Annotated in this window: 16 protein-coding genes and 1 riboswitch; of the genes, 3 read left to right on the top strand and 13 right to left on the bottom strand. The window is 29.6% G+C overall.

Features of this window, described 5'->3' with window-relative positions:
- Positions 1-33 precede the first annotated feature (33 nt).
- Entirely contained in the window at positions 34-1503 is a 1470-nt protein-coding gene (locus tag P8F83_RS07080; protein ID WP_286906245.1) for a family 1 glycosylhydrolase, read from the bottom strand.
- 261 nt (positions 1504-1764) lie between these two features.
- Positions 1765-2769 carry an ABC transporter substrate-binding protein gene (locus P8F83_RS07075; protein WP_326514053.1) on the bottom strand — a complete coding sequence of 335 codons (1005 nt, stop codon included), beginning with the start codon at positions 2767-2769 and terminating at the stop codon, positions 1765-1767.
- Between the two features lie 120 nt (positions 2770-2889).
- On the opposite strand from P8F83_RS07075, the gene P8F83_RS07070 reads away from it, so the two are divergent.
- Positions 2890-3912, top strand: a complete 1023-nt coding sequence (locus tag P8F83_RS07070; protein ID WP_326511720.1) for an IS6 family transposase — start codon at positions 2890-2892, stop codon at positions 3910-3912.
- 131 nt (positions 3913-4043) lie between these two features.
- On the opposite strand, the gene P8F83_RS07065 is transcribed toward P8F83_RS07070, so the two are convergent.
- The 6 genes from P8F83_RS07065 to P8F83_RS07040 all read right to left on the bottom strand — a co-directional run bounded on the left by P8F83_RS07065 (position 4044) and on the right by P8F83_RS07040 (position 10351).
- A complete protein-coding gene (locus tag P8F83_RS07065; RefSeq protein ID WP_326514052.1) occupies positions 4044-4811 on the bottom strand; it encodes an ABC transporter permease in 768 nt (255 codons plus the stop codon).
- A 1-nt stretch (position 4812) separates the two neighbouring features.
- A complete protein-coding gene (locus P8F83_RS07060; RefSeq protein WP_326514051.1) occupies positions 4813-5574 on the bottom strand; it encodes an ABC transporter ATP-binding protein in 762 nt (253 codons plus the stop codon).
- Positions 5575-6243, bottom strand: a complete 669-nt coding sequence (tenA, locus tag P8F83_RS07055) for a thiaminase II (RefSeq protein ID WP_326514050.1) — start codon at positions 6241-6243, stop codon at positions 5575-5577. It lies immediately after the preceding gene.
- 85 nt (positions 6244-6328) lie between these two features.
- Positions 6329-6427: riboswitch (TPP riboswitch) on the bottom strand.
- 46 nt (positions 6428-6473) lie between these two features.
- Positions 6474-8483, bottom strand: a complete 2010-nt coding sequence (locus tag P8F83_RS07050) for a sensor histidine kinase (protein ID WP_326514049.1) — start codon at positions 8481-8483, stop codon at positions 6474-6476.
- A gap of 210 nt (positions 8484-8693) precedes the next feature.
- Complete coding sequence (locus tag P8F83_RS07045; RefSeq protein WP_073016242.1) at positions 8694-9164, bottom strand: chemotaxis protein CheX; 471 nt, start codon at positions 9162-9164, stop codon at positions 8694-8696.
- Positions 9165-9361: 197 nt separating this feature from the next.
- Positions 9362-10351: a polysaccharide deacetylase family protein gene (locus P8F83_RS07040; protein ID WP_326514048.1), complete on the bottom strand. Its 990-nt coding sequence runs from the start codon at positions 10349-10351 to the stop codon at positions 9362-9364.
- A 431-nt stretch (positions 10352-10782) separates the two neighbouring features.
- On the opposite strand from P8F83_RS07040, the gene P8F83_RS07035 reads away from it, so the two are divergent.
- The gene (locus P8F83_RS07035; RefSeq protein ID WP_326514047.1) at positions 10783-12456 is read left to right on the top strand and encodes a flavin monoamine oxidase family protein; all 1674 of its coding nucleotides are present in this window, start codon (positions 10783-10785) and stop codon (positions 12454-12456) included.
- Between the two features lie 46 nt (positions 12457-12502).
- Here P8F83_RS07035 and P8F83_RS07030 read toward each other — a convergent pair whose 3' ends face one another.
- Positions 12503-13384, bottom strand: coding sequence for an AraC family transcriptional regulator (locus P8F83_RS07030; RefSeq protein ID WP_326514046.1), 882 nt, complete (start codon positions 13382-13384; stop codon positions 12503-12505).
- A 120-nt stretch (positions 13385-13504) separates the two neighbouring features.
- On the opposite strand from P8F83_RS07030, the gene fabF reads away from it, so the two are divergent.
- Positions 13505-14743, top strand: coding sequence for a beta-ketoacyl-ACP synthase II (gene fabF, locus P8F83_RS07025; protein ID WP_326514045.1), 1239 nt, complete (start codon positions 13505-13507; stop codon positions 14741-14743).
- Positions 14744-14799: 56 nt separating this feature from the next.
- Here the strand turns inward: fabF and P8F83_RS07020 are convergent, their stop codons facing one another.
- The 4 genes from P8F83_RS07020 to P8F83_RS07005 form a co-directional block, all read right to left on the bottom strand.
- The gene (locus P8F83_RS07020) at positions 14800-15225 is read right to left on the bottom strand and encodes a hypothetical protein (RefSeq protein WP_326514044.1); all 426 of its coding nucleotides are present in this window, start codon (positions 15223-15225) and stop codon (positions 14800-14802) included.
- A 101-nt stretch (positions 15226-15326) separates the two neighbouring features.
- On the bottom strand, positions 15327-15623 hold the full coding sequence (locus tag P8F83_RS07015) for a hypothetical protein (RefSeq protein ID WP_286906221.1): 297 nt from the start codon (positions 15621-15623) through the stop codon (positions 15327-15329).
- Positions 15624-15720: 97 nt separating this feature from the next.
- Positions 15721-17043 (bottom strand): PTS sugar transporter subunit IIC, encoded by a 1323-nt coding sequence (locus P8F83_RS07010; RefSeq protein ID WP_326514043.1) that lies wholly within the window; start codon positions 17041-17043, stop codon positions 15721-15723.
- 109 nt (positions 17044-17152) lie between these two features.
- A complete protein-coding gene (locus P8F83_RS07005; protein WP_021802022.1) occupies positions 17153-17464 on the bottom strand; it encodes a PTS sugar transporter subunit IIB in 312 nt (103 codons plus the stop codon).
- Between the last annotated feature and the right edge of the window lie 34 nt (positions 17465-17498).

Raw genomic sequence — 17498 nt, 5'->3', positions numbered from 1 at the left:
ATAGAAAAAAGTAGGAATAGATCCTACTTTATATTAAATCATTTCTAAATCTTCACCATTTGAAGCAATTACTTTTTTATACCATCCGAAGGATTTCTTTTTACTACGTTTAAGAGTTCCGTTTCCTTTGTCATCCATATCAACATAAACAAACCCATAACGTTTTTTCATTTCACCAGTTCCAGCTGATACTAGATCTATACAACCCCAAGGTGTGTAGCCCATTAAGTCAACACCATCAATTTCAACAGCTTTTTTCATTTCTTCTATATGTTCTTTTAAATATTTGATTCTGTAATCATCATTTATTGAACCATCAGCTTCAACTACATCTGTAGCACCTAAACCATTTTCAACAATAAATAAAGGAAGTTGATATCTATCATATAAATAATTTAAAGAAACTCTTATTCCAACTGGATCTATAGGCCAGCCCCACTCTGATTCTTTAAGATACTTATTTTTAACTACTCTAAATATGTTTCCTTCAGTAGTCTCTAAATCTTTATTAGAAGAAGATACATGAGAGTTATAATAACTAAAAGCTAAATAATCAACGGTTCCCTCCTTAAGTATCTCATCATCTCCAGGTTCTTTTTTTATAATAATACCTTTTCTTTCAAATTCCTTTAGTTTATAGGAAGGATAATAACCTCTACATTGTACATCGCTAAAGAAATATTTAAGATCTCTAGAGCCAGAAATATCTTCTTGAACATCTAGAGGATTACAAGTTTCTGCATAGGATAATATATAAGCTAACATCATTCCAATTTTAAAATCGGGATTTATTTCATGTCCTAATTTCACAACTTTAGCACTAGCTATAAATGCATGATGAATTGCTTGAAAACGAGTTTGTTCATCTGTGTTTCTAGTACCTAATGTTGTATATCCATTTAATAAATTAATTTCATTAAAAGTCATCCAGTACTTAACTTTATTTTTATAACGTTTAAATAAGGTTTCTGAATAGGTTACAAAGTAGTCTATAACTCTTCTATCTAACCATCCATCCATTTTGTCAGCTAGGTATTTAGGAATATCAAAATGACATATAGTAACTACAGGTTCTATCCCATATTTTAAACATTCATCAAATACTTCATCATAAAATTTTAATCCTTTTTCATTTGGTTCACTTTCATTTCCATTAGGGAAAATTCTTGTCCAACTTATAGACATTCTAAAACACTTAAAACCCATTTCTGCAAGTAATTTAATATCTTCCTTATAATGATGATAGAAGTCAGTTGCTACATGGCTTGGATAATAAAAGTCTTTGTCAATATAACCAATAGCCCCTGCCGGTAAAGCATCAAATCGTGGAACAGAAGAGGTAGTTCCATCTTCAAGCTTAAATGTAATTCTTCTTGGAGTGTGTAAATTACCTTCTGTTATAACATCAGAAGTAGCTAATCCTCTACCATCAGAATAATAACCACCTTCATATTGATTAGCAGCAGTTGCTCCACCCCATAAAAACTCTTTTGAAAATCCCATAGTAAATCTCCTTTTAAGTAATCTTTTACATTAATTATAACATAATTTATATTATTTTATTTTCAAAATATAAAAAGCAATTAGTTATTGTTTCTAATTGCTTTTTATTAATATATATTTATGAGGGGGATCATAAAAAATATTACTCACGTACATATATATTAAATCATTATGATGTTTCACGAATGTGATAACTATGTAAAGTTTATGTGAAATATATAAGAGATAGTTGAAACTTATAGCTCAACTATCTCCTATTTTTTATTTTGTCAGTTCAGAATATACATCTTTAGGATTTATTGTACCTTTAAGTAAATTTTTATCTTCTAACCATTTAATATTTTTTTCCCAGTTTTCCTCATCTTGTGTTAAAAAGTTTCCTGATTTATCTTCCATTAAAGGCATTAATATATCTAAGCTTTGTTTTTCTATATCCGCTTCTAATGGAAAACTTTCATTTTGAATTTTAAGAACTAAATCTAATGATTTGCTAGGATTAGCTACCGTGTAGTCATATCCCTTTTTTGCAGCCTTTAGGAAGGCTTCGATATTGTCTTTGTTTTTAGTCAAGGAATCATCACTTGAGATAAATACTAATTCATAGTTATTAGGTACATCATAATCTACTGGATTAAAAGTTAAAAGGTCTATACCTTCTTTTTCTAAAAGTATCTTTTCATGGTTAATATATCCGCCTATAATTCCATCTACTCTTTTAGTTTGCATAGATGCCATTAAATCATAGCCAACATCTACAAAATCTATTTTTGAAGGATCTGCGCCAGCCTTTTTAGCCATTTCTTTAATTGTCTCTTTATCAATTTCAAAAGAAGGAAAACCTATCTTTTTACCTTCTAGATCTTTTAAAGTTTTAATTCCAGAATCTTTACGAACCATAAGTTGATTTAGAGAACTTCTAACAATTGCTCCAACAGATTTAACAGGGATTCCTTCTCCTCTAGATAAAATAACTTGTTTTGGATAGCTTATAGCTAAATCAGCTTTATTAGTAGCTACTAGCTTAATCCCGTCTTCTGTACCAGCTGGAGTTATTAAATTAACTTTTAAGCCAGCTTCTTTAAAGTATCCCTGCTCTTCTGCAGCATATAGGAAAGAATGAACTGCGTTTGGATACCAATCTAGAAGTATGTTCATTTCAGTTAAGTTATCAGTATTTTTTTCTGAATCTTTTTTAGTGCAAGACAATAACGTAAAGCTTACTAACATGATTAAGCATAAAATAAGACTAAATTTTTTTAATTTCATAAGTATTCTCCTTTATTCCTCTTCCGTTCTGTTAAGTTATATGAACATTGCTCTTCTCAATCCTAGGAAATACAATAAGTTTGACTAGAACTAAATGTCCCCCTTGAAAGGAGAAGCGCAATGAACAAAACAAAAGTAAAATGTCCTCGTTGTAACTCTGACCAACTATATAAGTTTGGTTTAGATAAGCAGGCTAATCAAAAATATCAATGTAAAAAGTGTAAGCGACAATTCGCACCTGACTCCGTCAGAAAGCGGGTAACATCTAAATATCCAAGATGTCCAAAGTGTGGTAAAGCAACTTTCTTGCATCACATCTATAAACACTATAATCGCTATAAATGTGGTAATAAGAAGTGCAATCATATCATTGTTCATCACCATAACCTAAATATAGATGATGCCTCCAGTGAAAACCTAACCGGTTCCCTTTCTATGAAAGGTATGCGTTTTCCACTCCATACTATTCTGACTGCATTAACTTTATATTTTTTAAACAACTCATCAACAAGAACTATTTCACAGTTCCTTTTCGTAACTTCAAATATAAAGGTTTCTCATGTCACAATAGCTAGTTGGACTCAAAAGTTTGCACCTTTTTTCAAACAAAAAGCTGATAAGTTTAAAGAGCAGCTAGATCTCCAATCTGACGATTGGCATGCTGACGAAACAGTGGTCTTTATAAATGGTGAACGCTATTATTTATGGTTAGCTATTGACTCTGAAACGAGATTTATTTTAGCTTTTCATCTAACCAAATCACGTAGTGAGGATTCAGCATTTACACTAGTAAACCAAGCTAAACAATTTGGAATGCCATCAAACTTTATAACTGATAGACTACCTTCATATAACCAAGCTGTAGCGAAGCTATTGGGCGAAAACAAGCATGTGCCTGTTGCTCCTATGTCTAGCGACATATCAAACAATTTAATTGAGTCTTTTAACAAAACATTTAAAGCTTGGTATAAAGCTAAAAAAGGGTTTAACTCTTTTGAGAAAGCAAATAACTTAATATACTTATTTGTCTTTCACTATAATTTCATTAGGCCTCATGGTTCATTAAATAATCTCACACCTGCTGAAGTTGCAGGCTTCGCTAGCAATAGCATTGATCGTAAATCTTGGTTTGTCGCTGCTTAATCTCAACTTAATATCTTTGATTAACCTGCAAAAATCTAACTTTTTGTAGGCTTATTTGCCATACAAAAATTTATTCAAACTTATATAATTTTCAAAGAACGAGTAATTCTACGAAATGTTAAGCTATTTTTTCATAACAACCTAACAGAATCTCCTCTTCTATATTTTAATAAAATCTTTTCCAATAAAAGACCAATTGAAAACAAAAACAATCCTAAAAAGGATAAAACCAAAATACCAGCAAAAACTGCATCCGATTGAAGCATACCAGCTACTCTTTTTACATAAATTCCAAGTCCCTTATCAGAACCTAACCACTCTCCTATACTGGCACCAGCAATACTGTAGGTTGCTGATATTTTAAAACTACTTAGAAAGTTTGGTAGTACTGAATTCATGTGAAGTTTTATAAATATTTGGGTTTTGCTTCCCCCCAATGCTTTTAAGACATCTTCTAAATCTTTGTCTACACTATTTAGTCCATCTAAGGTACTAACTACAATTGGGAAAAAACAAAATAAAATAACAACCGAAACCTTTGACCATATACTATATCCAAACCACATTACCATAATTGGCGATAAGGCCATTATAGGTATGGTTTGAGAAATCACAATAATAGGATATAATATTTTACTAATACTTTTAGAAGAATATATAGAAAAAGCACAGAATACACCTATTACTACTGATATACTAAGACCTAATAATGCTTCTCCTAAAGTTACTAATGAATGCTTATATAATATCTCCTTTTGATTCCATAAAGCTTCTATTACCTTTGAGAATCTTGGTAAAATGAAGTTTGGTATATCAAAAAACGGCACTAAAAACTCCCAAGCTAAGAGTATAGAGGTTCCAATAATAAAAGGGAGGAAAGTTTTCTTAAAAATAGTCATTTTAAAACTCCTCCTTAATGTTTTCAAAACTATCTAAAATATTTAAAATTTGCTTTTTTAAAGTTAAGAAGTCTTGAGTCAAAGTTGTATCATAATTCCTAGGTCTAGGTAATCTTACATCTATGGATTTTAAATTTGTATATGGAAGCTCTGTACATATTAGTATTCTATCTGACAAAAGTAAGGCTTCATCTATATCATGTGTTATCATAAAAACAGTATTTTTCTCTTTTTGACATAGATCTAGTAACCAAGTTTGCATTTTTCTCCTTGTTAGAGCATCTAATGAAGAAAATGGTTCATCAAGAAGAAGTAATGAAGGATTATTAACTATCGCTCTTAAAAAAGAAGCTCTTTGTCTCATACCACCAGATAATTCATGAGGATATAGATTTTCTGTGCCTCTTAAGTTAAAGCTCTCAAAATATGTAGAAACTTTATTTCTAGCTTCTTTTTTACTAAGTCCATTTAGCTCTAAACCTATAGCAGCATTATCTAAGATTGTTCTCCAAGGCATTAAAGAATCCTTTTGCGGCATGTATCCTATTATATTTTTACCTTTGATATCACTAACTCTTATTGAGCCACTGTTAGGTTTTAGAAGGCCTAAAATAAGTCTAAAAAGAGTACTTTTACCTGTGCCGCTTGGCGCTATTATTGTTATAAACTCATTTTTATTAATATTAAAAGATAAATCTTCTAGGATTAGCTTATTTGTATCATTATATTTAAATGTTAGATTTTCTATTTCTAAGGCTTTCATCTAAATGCTCCAACTTTCTTTTTTGTAACATGAATCCCAAAACATGTACTCATATTTAGAGGATAATACAAAAATTTCTTCTAATTTTAGTAGTTGCCTCTCAGGCAATCCTTCTGATATTCTATTCATAAGCTCTATACACCAATTATTTTCATTGTTATACTCTTCACTTGCATATGTCATTATCCATTCCCTATAAAGAGGATGTGCTAATGCTTTTTTATTGTTGATTAAAGCTTTACCTATATAAGCATAGCTCCACATACATGGAAGCAAAGCAGCAGTAAGTTCTGGAAGACCGCCTTCTGTTGATACTTGCAGCATGAATTTAGTATAAGATAGATTGCTAGAATTGGGTTCTGTACCTTCTAAGTCTTCTTTTGATATACTAAATTTTTTAGCAAACTCGATATGACCATCCATCTCAATATTTACTATAGTATGTGCACATTTTGAAAAAGCTTGCATATCTTTAAGTGAACTAGATTTAACCATTCCTAAAGCAAATAATTTTATATAGTCTATTAAATAAACATAATCTTGTTTTATATAAAAACAAAACTTGTCCTCTGGAAGTATACCTTGGCTTAGCTCATTTAAAAATGGATGCTCTAAACAAGAATTCCATATAGGTTTTCCTTTTAAAAATAATCTTTCAGAAAATTGCATAAAAAAACTCCTTTCAAAGCAGTAGTGATAATACCACTTCGAAAAGAGTTAATAATCTAATAACTAATCTAAGATAGATTAAGTTTCATATTACTTCTCACTTCCCTTCGCTGGCATTACCCAGTGCAGGTTCAAGGGTCTGAATAAATTCATCTCAGCCTTAATAGCTCCCCTAGTGCACAATAAAATTTTACCTTCTAAAGATAAATATGTCAAGTTATCTGTATAAGTTAGAAATAAATATCCGAAAACTCAATTTCTGTAGCTTGTATTATTCTGCTATCGCTTGAGACAAAAGAATCATTAAAGTTTTCTTTAGGTACAGACGAATTAATGGGCAATTTTATTGTGAAGGTACTCCCTTTTCCTAACTCACTTTCTAATTTCAAGTTTCCATTAAGAGCTTTAACCAACAGACAAACAAGATAAAGTCCGAGACCTGTCCCTTCTGCTTGACTCGATAAACTACTATCAACTTGTCCGAAACGTTCAAAAATAACTTTTTGTTTTTCTTTAGGTATCCCTATGCCCTCATCTTTAACTTCAATAACAAGTAATTCTTCTTTAGATATAACTTCTGAAGATAAATTTACTGTAATAGACTTACCCTCTGGAGTAAATTTTAGAGCATTTGATAAAAGATTAAATAAAATTCTTTCTAATTTTTCTTCATCTAATAATACATTTTTTGAAGAGATGTGCGATATGAAGATAAGGTGTATATTTTTTTGTTTTGCGTATAGTTGTATTGAGTTAACTAAAGAATTTAGTACATATACAATATCAAAGGTATCTTCGTGTATTTTAATATAACCAGAATTAATTCTTGTAACTTCTAGAAGGTTATTTACTAATCTTAGTTGCCTATTGGTATTTTGCTTAATTACTTTTAAATAATTATTTATTCTAAGAGTAAGATCATTTTTACAAATAGATTCTATTGCTTGTATAGCTAAGTTTATTACAGACATAGGTGTTTTAAACTCATGCGTAATAAAATAAAGAAAGTCATCTTTTATTTTCATAGACTGCTCTAAAATAAGGTTTTTCTCTTTTTCTGCTTTTAGAAGAGTTTTATTTTTTATATTTAATTGAACCTCATATTCAAAGGTTTTAGTAACATCGGAGCAAACTAATATGCAGAACTTTATATTATCTTTATCCTTATAAATAGGTATTGCAGTAAAATTTAAATAAGAATTTTTATCATCTTTTTTTACTAAAACTATTTGATTTTTTACTGTTATTCCTTTTATGACTTTCGAAACTGGTAAATCCTCTTTTGAAAGTAGGTTGCCATGTATGTCATAGTATTCAGAACCGTTATCTAAAGTTTCGCCAATATACGTAAGGTCTTTATTTGTTGTTGAGTAAATATAATCTCTTAAAGTTTTGCTTAAACTTAAATATCTACCATTACCATCTATAACTGCTAAACAATCATAAATATTGTCTAATATTGAGTTTAATGTTTCATTTTTTAGGTTTAATTCCTCTTCTTTTTTTATAAGCTCTAAGTTTTTAAGTTTTATTGTATTTAACTGTTCGGAAATTTTTAGCCTATTTAATGCCCGAGTAGTAACATCAAAAGTATTTATCACTAAATATTTTAGTTCACCACTAGCACATAAGGGGGTGATAATTAAATCGCAATATGTTGCATCTTTATGGAAACATTTATGAAGATATTCTTTAATTTGAACTGTTTTTTTAGTATCAATGATCTCTTTAAAAGTTTTCTCTAGTTGGCTGCCTTTCCATCCTGTATTTATATATTCAATTTTTTTCCCAAAGCTTATATATTTATTGTTAAAGGGTTCCTCAAGATAATCCAAATACTTCTCATTTGCCTTAATAAGTATCATGTTTGGTATACTATATACAGCTATTCCAGATATATTGGATTTGTATATTTCTTCTAAATACATATTATTATGCTCAAATCTTGATTCTGGTATTTCGGAGATAGAATATTTAGTTCCATCCGTTAATTTATCTTTGGCTCTAGTAATAACTACAAATCTAACCTCTAAGTTTTTAGTAAATAGAAAGGCTTCTTGTACTTCACCTAGAGTTTCAAGTTTTATATTAATTTTAAGTTTATTGTCCCATACATCTAAAATTTTTTTTGAAATTAGATCCTCTCTACTAAAATCTGATAAACATAAAAAATCTTCACTTATATATTCTAATATCCCATTGTTCTCTATAATATAAGATGTTTCTACGATGTTATCCATATTATAACCCCCTAAAGCAAATATTTTAATGTATGAACTTAAATTCATCATTAATAATATTATATATACTCACTTATTTCTATAATATAACAAAAATACAACAAATTATAATAAAATAATGTAAATTTTTCATTTTATATGAATATTTAAACTTTAGGAAAGATATTTATAAAATAAAAAATAGTGGAAATTTTTCTCCACTATTATAGCTTAATTTATATACCCATGATCCAAAGAAATACTAACTTGAAAATCCATATTATCTATTGCCAATTCAGCAGATATTAATTTTGCTAAGTCTGAGTTAGACTTAAAGTCTCCATCAATTAAGGTTGGAGTTGAAATGTTTATTGAAATGTTTTGGGAAGATAAGTTAGTGGCTGCATTGGCTGTAAGCATATTAGTAAGTTCTGATATGGCACTTTGAGCTAATTCATCAAAGTTATTTACAGGCATACCCATCATCATAATAGAAGCAATTTTTTTAGCATTATCTACAGTTGTTCCGTAAATAACATTTCCTTTAATATCACCAATTATATCTAAAACAATCATAACTCCTGGACTTGATATAAAATTATCTTTAAGTATTATTCCTTTTTTTTCAACATTACATAAACCTATTTGCGGCATCACATTAACAAAAGATTCTACAAAGGGATCTATATGTTTAGCATTCATCCAGTTTCACCTCATTCAAATTCTACTCTTTTAATTCCTTTTATAGTTATATTTAATTATATAAAATAATTAAGTATAACTCAATAAAATATGTAAAGAAAAAATAGGCTAGAATGGTTAATATGTCTCAATATGCTGTAAAAAAGTTGAAGAAAATAAAAAAGATGATTACTATTTGAAATAATCATCTTTATAGATTACATTAAGGTATGAAACTCATAACCCTCATTTCTCAATTCATTTATTAATTGAGGAAGAGCTTCTGCAGTAGATTCTTTTCCGTAAGTGTCATGCATAAGCACAACTAAATCTCCATTTTTGGCATTTTCAGTTTTGGTTTGATTAAATCTTTGAATAAGTTCCTCTTTATTTCTATGCTTGCCCTCTGCATCTCCAACTAAGGAGTTCCAATCTATATAAACATAACCCTTTTCATCTAATAGTCTGTCTACTTCTTCAGTACCCTTCCAAGAAGCGTGTCCACCAGGAAAACGAACTACTCTAGGCTTGTGTTTTTCTCCAACAACATCAGTTATTAGTTTGTTTGTTCTTTCAACTTCATCCATAAAGGCAGCTGCATTAACATGTCCACCTGGATAAAGAGTTTTATAGTTATGAGAATAAGTATGATTAGCTAAAGTATTCCCGTCATTTACTATTCTTTTTAATAAATCTTTTGCTTTATCTGACTTATCTAATTCACTACCCACAATAAAGAAAGTCCCATGGATTTTATTTTGATTTAGAATATCTAAAATTTTTGGAGTAACAGTTACTGAAGGACCATCATCAAAAGTTAGATAAGCGATTTTCTTTTCTTTGCTTGTATAAACTCCTGATTTTAGCATGTCCTTAACTTTTTTACTATCAGAAATAGGATCTATTTCTTGTAGATTATTTTGGTTTAAAGGAGATTTATCTCCATTTTTAATATTGTTGTTCGCTTCTTCATTAGAAGACTTGGTATCTTTATCAGTTGAATTGGATTTTGAATCGTCATTAGATGAATCTTTTTCATCTGTAGAAGAGTTTCCAGCAAGAACTGTTTCTTCTTGACTACTTGGAGAATAAAACTTTGTTAACAAGTATTTACCACTAAAAAAACCAACGATTACTAATAATAAACAAAATACTACATACCTAGCTATAATTTTTTTCTTTTTTCTTGCTTTTGACCTTCTTTTCATGATTATCCCCCTAAAAATGATATAATTATACTATACTCCTTTTATTATAAATTATTATTACATAAAAATTAAATTTTAATAAATATTTGATTATTTGAATAAATGTAAAAATTTAGGGCTATAATAAAGCTAATAGAGAAAGTTACTCCTAAAAATATTAAATTTTAAATTACTTTCTTTATTAGTTTAGTCCCCCATATACTAAACATTTTCTTTATTGTAAGATAAAGAAGACATCAATTGATGTCAAGAAGAAATAATCTCTATATCGGGTTAGAGATTATTTCTTTTTTTATTTTATGCTTAATTAAGTTAATGGTGAATTAAAAAATATAAAGGCAAAATTATATCAAAAACAGAAATTTTAAGTCTAATAATTACTTTTAAATAATATCTATTAATATAGTAATTATTAGGAGTAATCTGAGTACATGGAAACAAATCATTTTATAAATCAACCTCCAAATCCAAGTGATGAAGCCAGATATAAGCTACTTAAAAGAGCTTTATCAACAGCAGGACGAGAAGAAGACTTTGAGAACATAATTAAACTTCTAAGTCCGCCGCCTGATATTTTGAATTATTCGCCAGCTGGAAGTTTAAAAGGAAGAAAAATAGGTGTTATTGGTGCTGGAATTGCTGGAATGGCGGCCGCATTTGAACTTAGAAAACTTGGGTGCGATATTACGATATTTGAAGCTAATGATGAAAGAATTGGTGGAAGAATTTATACTCATTATTTTGATGAGGCAAAAAAACTTTACGGTGAACTTGGAGCTATGAGAATCCCAGTATCCCATGAAAGTGTTTGGCACTACATCAATTTATTTAAACTTAATACAGATGTTTTTATTCAAAGAGATCCAAATGGATTTATATATGTTAAAAATACTAGAATTAGAAATTATCATGGAGAAATTGAAAAACACTTTTATCCAAAGTTTAATTTAACTCCAACTGAAAGAAATACTTCTTGGAGAGAGCTTTATGATTATGCAATGAATAGTCCAATGAAAAACTTATCTCCTTATGTAAGAAGTGAAATACTGAAGATTTTATCTGTATATAATCCAGAGTATGCTCCACTATTAAATATTAGCCTACGTCAGAATTTTGAATTTTTAGGTCTTAGCCCTGGAGCTATTCAACTTATAACAAGTGTTGATCCAACTTTATCTCCTCTTATGGATATATCGTATAATCATCTTTTATCGCAAAATTATCCTGTAGATTTAGAATATGTATATAGAATTGAGGGTGGCTTGTCAAATCTTCCTCTAGCATTTTATAATTCTTTAACTACAGAAACCCCAAAAGAATATACTAATCAGGAATTGGATAGCTTGGGAATTGTTAAATGGAAGCTTGGATATTGGGTATCTGGGATATATAAATCTGAAGATAGCGATAAAGTTTTTATAAAATATAATAATAAAAACTCTACAGAAAAATCTTGTGAAAATTTTGATTACGTTATTTGTGCTATTCCTTACTCTACTCTTAGGACTGTAGAAATTAATCCTGTATTTTCTAATATAAAAATGCAAGCAATTAAAGAATTAAATTATGTAGATAGTCAAAAAACGCTATTTTTGTGTAAGAGCCGTTTTTGGGAGGAAGATGCTGAGTATGGAGGGATTAATGGCGGGAACTCACTTACCGACATGTCTATAATTAATATAATATATCCATCTGATCACGCTTATGGTGGAGAGTCAAGTGATCCTGGTGTACTAATAGCATCATATAATCAAGCAAGAGAAGCTATTTATTTGGGGAATACTGATCCTGCGGTTCATAATGAAATTGTTAAGAGACAGGTTGAGATTGTGCATGGATTACCAAATGAATATTTAGATTCTATAGTTCAGGATTCAAAATATTTAACTTGGAATAATGAGCAATGGTCTAGAGGGGCTGTGTGCAAATATTCACCAGAACAAAAAAGAATATTTGGAGATAGTTTATTAAAATCAGAATACAATTGTAGGGTTTTCTTTGCCGGAGAGCATATTTCATCAACCCCTAGCTGGATTCAAGGATCTTTATATACTGGTAAGCTTGCAGCTAACGATTTAGCTAAGGTAGCTAGAAACAAAGGTTAATTTCTTAGAGTCTTGATTATTATTTAATCAAGACTCCATTTTACGTTTATACACGTTTTATAGGTTGATATATGTGAAGCTCACAATAATTATCTTTAGACAAAGAATTATCTATATATTCAAGTCTAAAGGAGTCTGCAAATTTAAAGTCCGATTGAAAAATCCATTTTCTATATAAGTGTGCTAAAATTCTTCCTATATGTTTGCCCTTAATATAGTCAGGCTTAAAAAATCCTATAAATTTAAATACAACATATTCATGATCAGGAATTGCTATTCCTTTCATATTTTCAGGAATATTTTTTAGATTTTCAACTTGTACAGAAGGCATATAATATATGTATCCATCTGGATTTTTACTCCAATCAGTATATCCAATATATATATGTGGATTAATAGGATTCTCAATGATATTCTTATTATTGTAGAAAAACTCACGCCCATAAGCATTAGCTGAATTATCCCCAGACTTACTTAAAATCTTATGTTCTGTTCCTATAATATTAAACCCTTTTTTAAATACAAAAAAAGGTTTATATGTAATTGAGTTATCTATAGTTAGAATTTCATCAGTATTAATCTTCTCTGTAATAATAACTGATATATCTTTTGAGCGTATTTTAAGGGGTGTATATCCAAACTTCTTTCTAAATGATCTTATATAGGATTGTTCATAGTTAAATCCAAAATCCATAGCTATATCAATTATTCGTTTGTTAGTATAAACTAATTCATTAATGCTTAAAGTTAATCTTCTTGATTGAACATATTCTATAATGGACTCCCCTGTTAATGATTTAAACATCCTGTGGAGATAATATTTAGATACACCCGTTTCTTTTGATAGGTCATCTAAAGTTATTTTATTGTATATATTATTTTCAATATACTCTACGCAAACCTCTAACGTATCTTTTAAATTCAGCATAATACTCCTCATAAATTACTAGTAGAAAGCAATAACTGTTCATTTTGAGTAAATTATATATGATATTTTTATTTATGTAAATAATACTATAAAAATCTGAAATTTATGGAGGTTTTTAGCTTGAAAAAACGTGTAGTTATAACAGGGATGGGTGTTGTATCATCTGTAGGAATGGGAACAGAAGAGTTTTGGAATAATATAAAAGAAGGTAAAAGTGGAATAAGCAAAATAGAAAGAGTTGATGTTTCTGACATACCAACAAAGGTAGCAGCTGAAATTAAGGATTTTAATGGTGAGTTATACATAAGCAAAAAAGAAATTAGAAGGACTGATAGATTTTCGCAATATGCTATAGCAGCTGCACAAATGGCTATAGAAAACTCTAAAATTGATTTAGACATAATAAATAAAGAACGCCTAGGAGTTATTGTTGGTTCAGGAATAGGGGGAATTGAAACCTTGGAGAATCAACATAAAGTACTTCTAGAAAAAGGGCCTGGAAGAGTAAGTCCATTTTTAGTACCTATGATGATATCTAATATGGCTTCAGGGCTTATTGCTATAAAATATGGAGCTAAAGGTTTTGTAGAATGTGCTGTTACTGCTTGTGCAACTTCTACGAATACTATTGGAGATGCGTTTAAAGTAATACAAAGAGGTGATGCAGATGTAATTATTGCCGGAGGCGCCGAAGCTTGCATTACTAGGTTATGTCTTGCTGGTTTTTCTTCAAGCAAAGCTATGACAATAGATGAAAATCCAGAAACAGCTTCTAGACCATTTGATAAAAATAGAGATGGGTTTGTTATGGGAGAAGGCGCTGGAATGCTTATTCTTGAAGAATATAGTAAAGCTTTAGAAAGAAATGCAAATATAATAGCAGAAATTGTAGGATATGGCTGTACTAATGATGCTTATCATATAACTTCACCTGCTGAAAAAGGGGAAGGCGCTGCTAGGTGTATGAAAATGGCCATTGAAGATGCTGAAATAAGTCCAACAGATATAGGATATGTAAATGCGCATGGAACCTCTACAGAAGTTGGGGATAAAAATGAGACAGCTGCAATAAAGACTGTATTTGGAGATTATGCTTATGATATATCTATAAGCTCAACAAAGTCTATGACAGGACATATGTTAGGCGCTACTGGGGCTGTAGAAGCAATTATAACAGCCTTATCAATTAAAGAGGGATTTATTCCGCCTACAATAAACTATTCTACTCCAGATGAAAACTGTGATTTAGACTACACTCCTAATAAAGGAAAAGTTAAAGCTATATCATATGGAATTACTAATTCTCTTGGATTTGGTGGTCATAATGCAAGCTTAGTTTTAAAAAAATATAAAGATTAGTTGAAAAATATAAATGCTTTAGCAAGATTTTAAAATCTTACTAAAGCATTTATACATTAATCTAATATAGAATATTTTATATAATTTTTGTTACAATAATCTACTATTGTGTTGTAATAACCATTAAAAACAATACCATCAATGTCAAAAGAAGATTTTTTTATCAGAATTTTATCGACAAAAGAAACTATTTTAAGCAACTTACTTAAAGCTGCACTTTCAAGTTTTATTTTAGGATTAATTTCGAGATTTACAAATGTTTTAAATCCAGAATCGTGAAGATCCTTTAAGCAACTAATTCTTTCTAAATAAGAAGGAGAATTTGGTTCAAGCTCATTTCTAACATCTTCATCTAAAGATATTAAACTTATACCAAATTCATTTTTCCTATCTAAATTAAGTATATCTTCAGGAAAATCAAGAGTGCAAAGTTGAACTTTATTATCTTTGTTTAATAACTGTTGTAATTGAACCTCTCCCATTTTAAATACCTCACTAATACAAATTATATAATTAATAATAACATAATTTATTTGATAAATACTAGTAATATACTTTTAACTAATAAGAATATTACTCAAGTTTACCCTTTATGCCAAATAAAAATTGGTAGTATATTTATGAATGAAGTAACTTCATTTATTTCGCTAATTTGTTTTCTGGATATAACTCTATCTAAATGGCAATCACTCATTCTAATATCCACATATACGGGTTGGGGAGCTATATTATTTTTAATTTCCTTTACAAAGCAAGAATATTTTTGCTGTTCAGAACCTTCATAATCAAGTTCATTAAAATCTAGATAATTTAATGAATATAAATAACTAATTTTAAAGTCACTCAAGCTTCCTCTAATTCTTAATTTATACATTTTCATTTGTTCTATTCTCCTTTAATTTTATTATATTTTTTATAAAACAGAACTAAGTACCATAAATATGATACTTAGTTCTTACATAAATTTTTATAACATACTAAACATTTAAGCCTGATGCCTCAGCTTCTGCTTGTTGTTCGTTTTTAAGATTCATAGCATCTATCTTTTTAAAGAATGGGAAATAAACAACAACTGAAATTCCTATACAAATTATTTGCATTAAGGCTGTTCTCCATCCTCCTAAGATAAATCCTGAGATTATAGGAGGTGTAGTCCAAGGAACAGTTACTCCAGTAAATAATGGAACCAATCCAACTCTCATAGCAAGATATGCAACAACAGCTGCTGTTGTTGGAGCTAATATAAATGGTATAAACATCAATGGATTCATAACCATTGGGAATCCAAATAGTATTGGTTCATTTATATTAAATATACCAGGCCCTACAGCAAGTTTACCTAACGCTTTATTTTGCTCAGATTTTGCTATAGTAAGCATTAAAATTACTAAACCTATTGTTAACCCTGATCCAGTTACAGTAACAAAGCTTGCGCCAAATTGATCTGTTACTATATGTCCTCCATTAGCTATAGTTAACTCTTTACCTGCATCTATAATTGCTTGATTATCTAATCTATTAGCAGCAGTAAGTCCACTCATTACGCCACCAACTATAGTAGCACCATGAACACCAAACCACCAGAAGAAAGGTACAAGTGCAGTTGTAATTATTAAGCCTATTAATGAATCTGTAAATCCTTGTAGTGGAGTTTGTAATACTTTAAATATAAAATCTATTAAAGTAGTATTAAGTGCATATCTAAAGAACATGTATACAAACATTGTAGCTGTTATTATTACAAGTCCAGGTATAAGTGCTGAGAATTGATTTGATACACCTTGTGGAACTCCAGCAGGCATCTTTATAGTTATTTTCTTAGTTAGGAACCATGAGTAAACGAATCCAACTAAAAGTCCTATAATTATAGCTGTAACCATACCTTGTCCACCAAGCCAAGTTCTAGGTATAACACCTGACACAACTTCTCCTGCTGCAGATGTTGTATATTGATTTAAAGTTATTAAAAATACTGCAAAAGCTATGATTCCTGATCCTAATGGTTCATGACCTTCATTTTTAGCATAAGTATATGCTATACCTATTACGGCTATTATAGCCATAATCTGCATTGTAGAGTTATAAACTTGGAACAATGGTTCAGTCCACCCTGCTCCAAAGATTCCAGCCATCCAATCATTAAATGGCTTATATGGGATTTGTGCTAATAATAAAAATACTGATCCTACTAGTGACATAGGTAGAGTGTATATTATTCCATCTTTTAGTGCGACAATAGCTTTGAGTTCAACAAATTTCATTACGATACTTATAAGTTTTTCTCCACGTGTTTCTGACATTTATAAGTCCTCCTTAAAATTTTTTTATAAGACAAATTAAAATATAATTTGTAGCTTAACTCATTGAATTTCTTATAAATAAATTCTTAAAACTATTATCTATATTGCATTATTTATTCAGTAACTTTAAAGCAAAATCTAAAACCTTATCGCCTTTCATCATTCCATAGTCTACTGAATTTATTACATCTACTGGTACTCCTTTTGCACCGCATAATTTTTTTGCATTAGGTAACTTATATCTAACTTGTGGTCCAAGTAAAGCTACATCGATACCTTCTTCTAATTTTTTTGACATAGTTGATTCTGGGAAAGCTTCTATAACAGCCTCTACTCCTTTAGTTTTAGCTGCCGCTTTCATTTTTTCCACCAAAACACTTGTTGACATTCCTGCAGCACAAAATAATGTAATTTTAATCATTTATTTTTCCTCCTTAATAAATTAATTTCATATT

The sequence above is a fragment of the Clostridium intestinale genome (genome assembly GCF_035905475.1).
Classification (GTDB): domain Bacteria; phylum Bacillota; class Clostridia; order Clostridiales; family Clostridiaceae; genus Clostridium_T; species Clostridium_T intestinale.
Note: the sequence above shows the minus strand (reverse complement) of the source record. Positions and strands in the feature narration are given on the sequence as shown.

What these genes read in the sequence shown, in the direction of transcription:
- P8F83_RS07080 (WP_286906245.1), bottom strand. Translation starts at nt 1,503, where the DNA reads ATGGGATTTTCAAAAGAGTTTTTATGGGGTGGAGCAACTGCTGCTAAT.
- P8F83_RS07065 (WP_326514052.1), bottom strand. Translation starts at nt 4,811, where the DNA reads ATGACTATTTTTAAGAAAACTTTCCTCCCTTTTATTATTGGAACCTCT.
- P8F83_RS07030 (WP_326514046.1), bottom strand. Translation starts at nt 13,384, where the DNA reads ATGCTGAATTTAAAAGATACGTTAGAGGTTTGCGTAGAGTATATTGAA.
- P8F83_RS07035 (WP_326514047.1), top strand. Translation starts at nt 10,783, where the DNA reads ATGGAAACAAATCATTTTATAAATCAACCTCCAAATCCAAGTGATGAA.
- P8F83_RS07045 (WP_073016242.1), bottom strand. Translation starts at nt 9,164, where the DNA reads ATGAATGCTAAACATATAGATCCCTTTGTAGAATCTTTTGTTAATGTG.
- P8F83_RS07005 (WP_021802022.1), bottom strand. Translation starts at nt 17,464, where the DNA reads ATGATTAAAATTACATTATTTTGTGCTGCAGGAATGTCAACAAGTGTT.
- P8F83_RS07040 (WP_326514048.1), bottom strand. Translation starts at nt 10,351, where the DNA reads ATGAAAAGAAGGTCAAAAGCAAGAAAAAAGAAAAAAATTATAGCTAGG.
- P8F83_RS07020 (WP_326514044.1), bottom strand. Translation starts at nt 15,225, where the DNA reads ATGGGAGAGGTTCAATTACAACAGTTATTAAACAAAGATAATAAAGTT.
- P8F83_RS07060 (WP_326514051.1), bottom strand. Translation starts at nt 5,574, where the DNA reads ATGAAAGCCTTAGAAATAGAAAATCTAACATTTAAATATAATGATACA.
- P8F83_RS07050 (WP_326514049.1), bottom strand. Translation starts at nt 8,483, where the DNA reads ATGGATAACATCGTAGAAACATCTTATATTATAGAGAACAATGGGATA.
- P8F83_RS07070 (WP_326511720.1), top strand. Translation starts at nt 2,890, where the DNA reads ATGAACAAAACAAAAGTAAAATGTCCTCGTTGTAACTCTGACCAACTA.
- tenA (WP_326514050.1), bottom strand. Translation starts at nt 6,243, where the DNA reads ATGCAATTTTCTGAAAGATTATTTTTAAAAGGAAAACCTATATGGAAT.
- P8F83_RS07015 (WP_286906221.1), bottom strand. Translation starts at nt 15,623, where the DNA reads ATGAAAATGTATAAATTAAGAATTAGAGGAAGCTTGAGTGACTTTAAA.
- P8F83_RS07010 (WP_326514043.1), bottom strand. Translation starts at nt 17,043, where the DNA reads ATGTCAGAAACACGTGGAGAAAAACTTATAAGTATCGTAATGAAATTT.
- P8F83_RS07075 (WP_326514053.1), bottom strand. Translation starts at nt 2,769, where the DNA reads ATGAAATTAAAAAAATTTAGTCTTATTTTATGCTTAATCATGTTAGTA.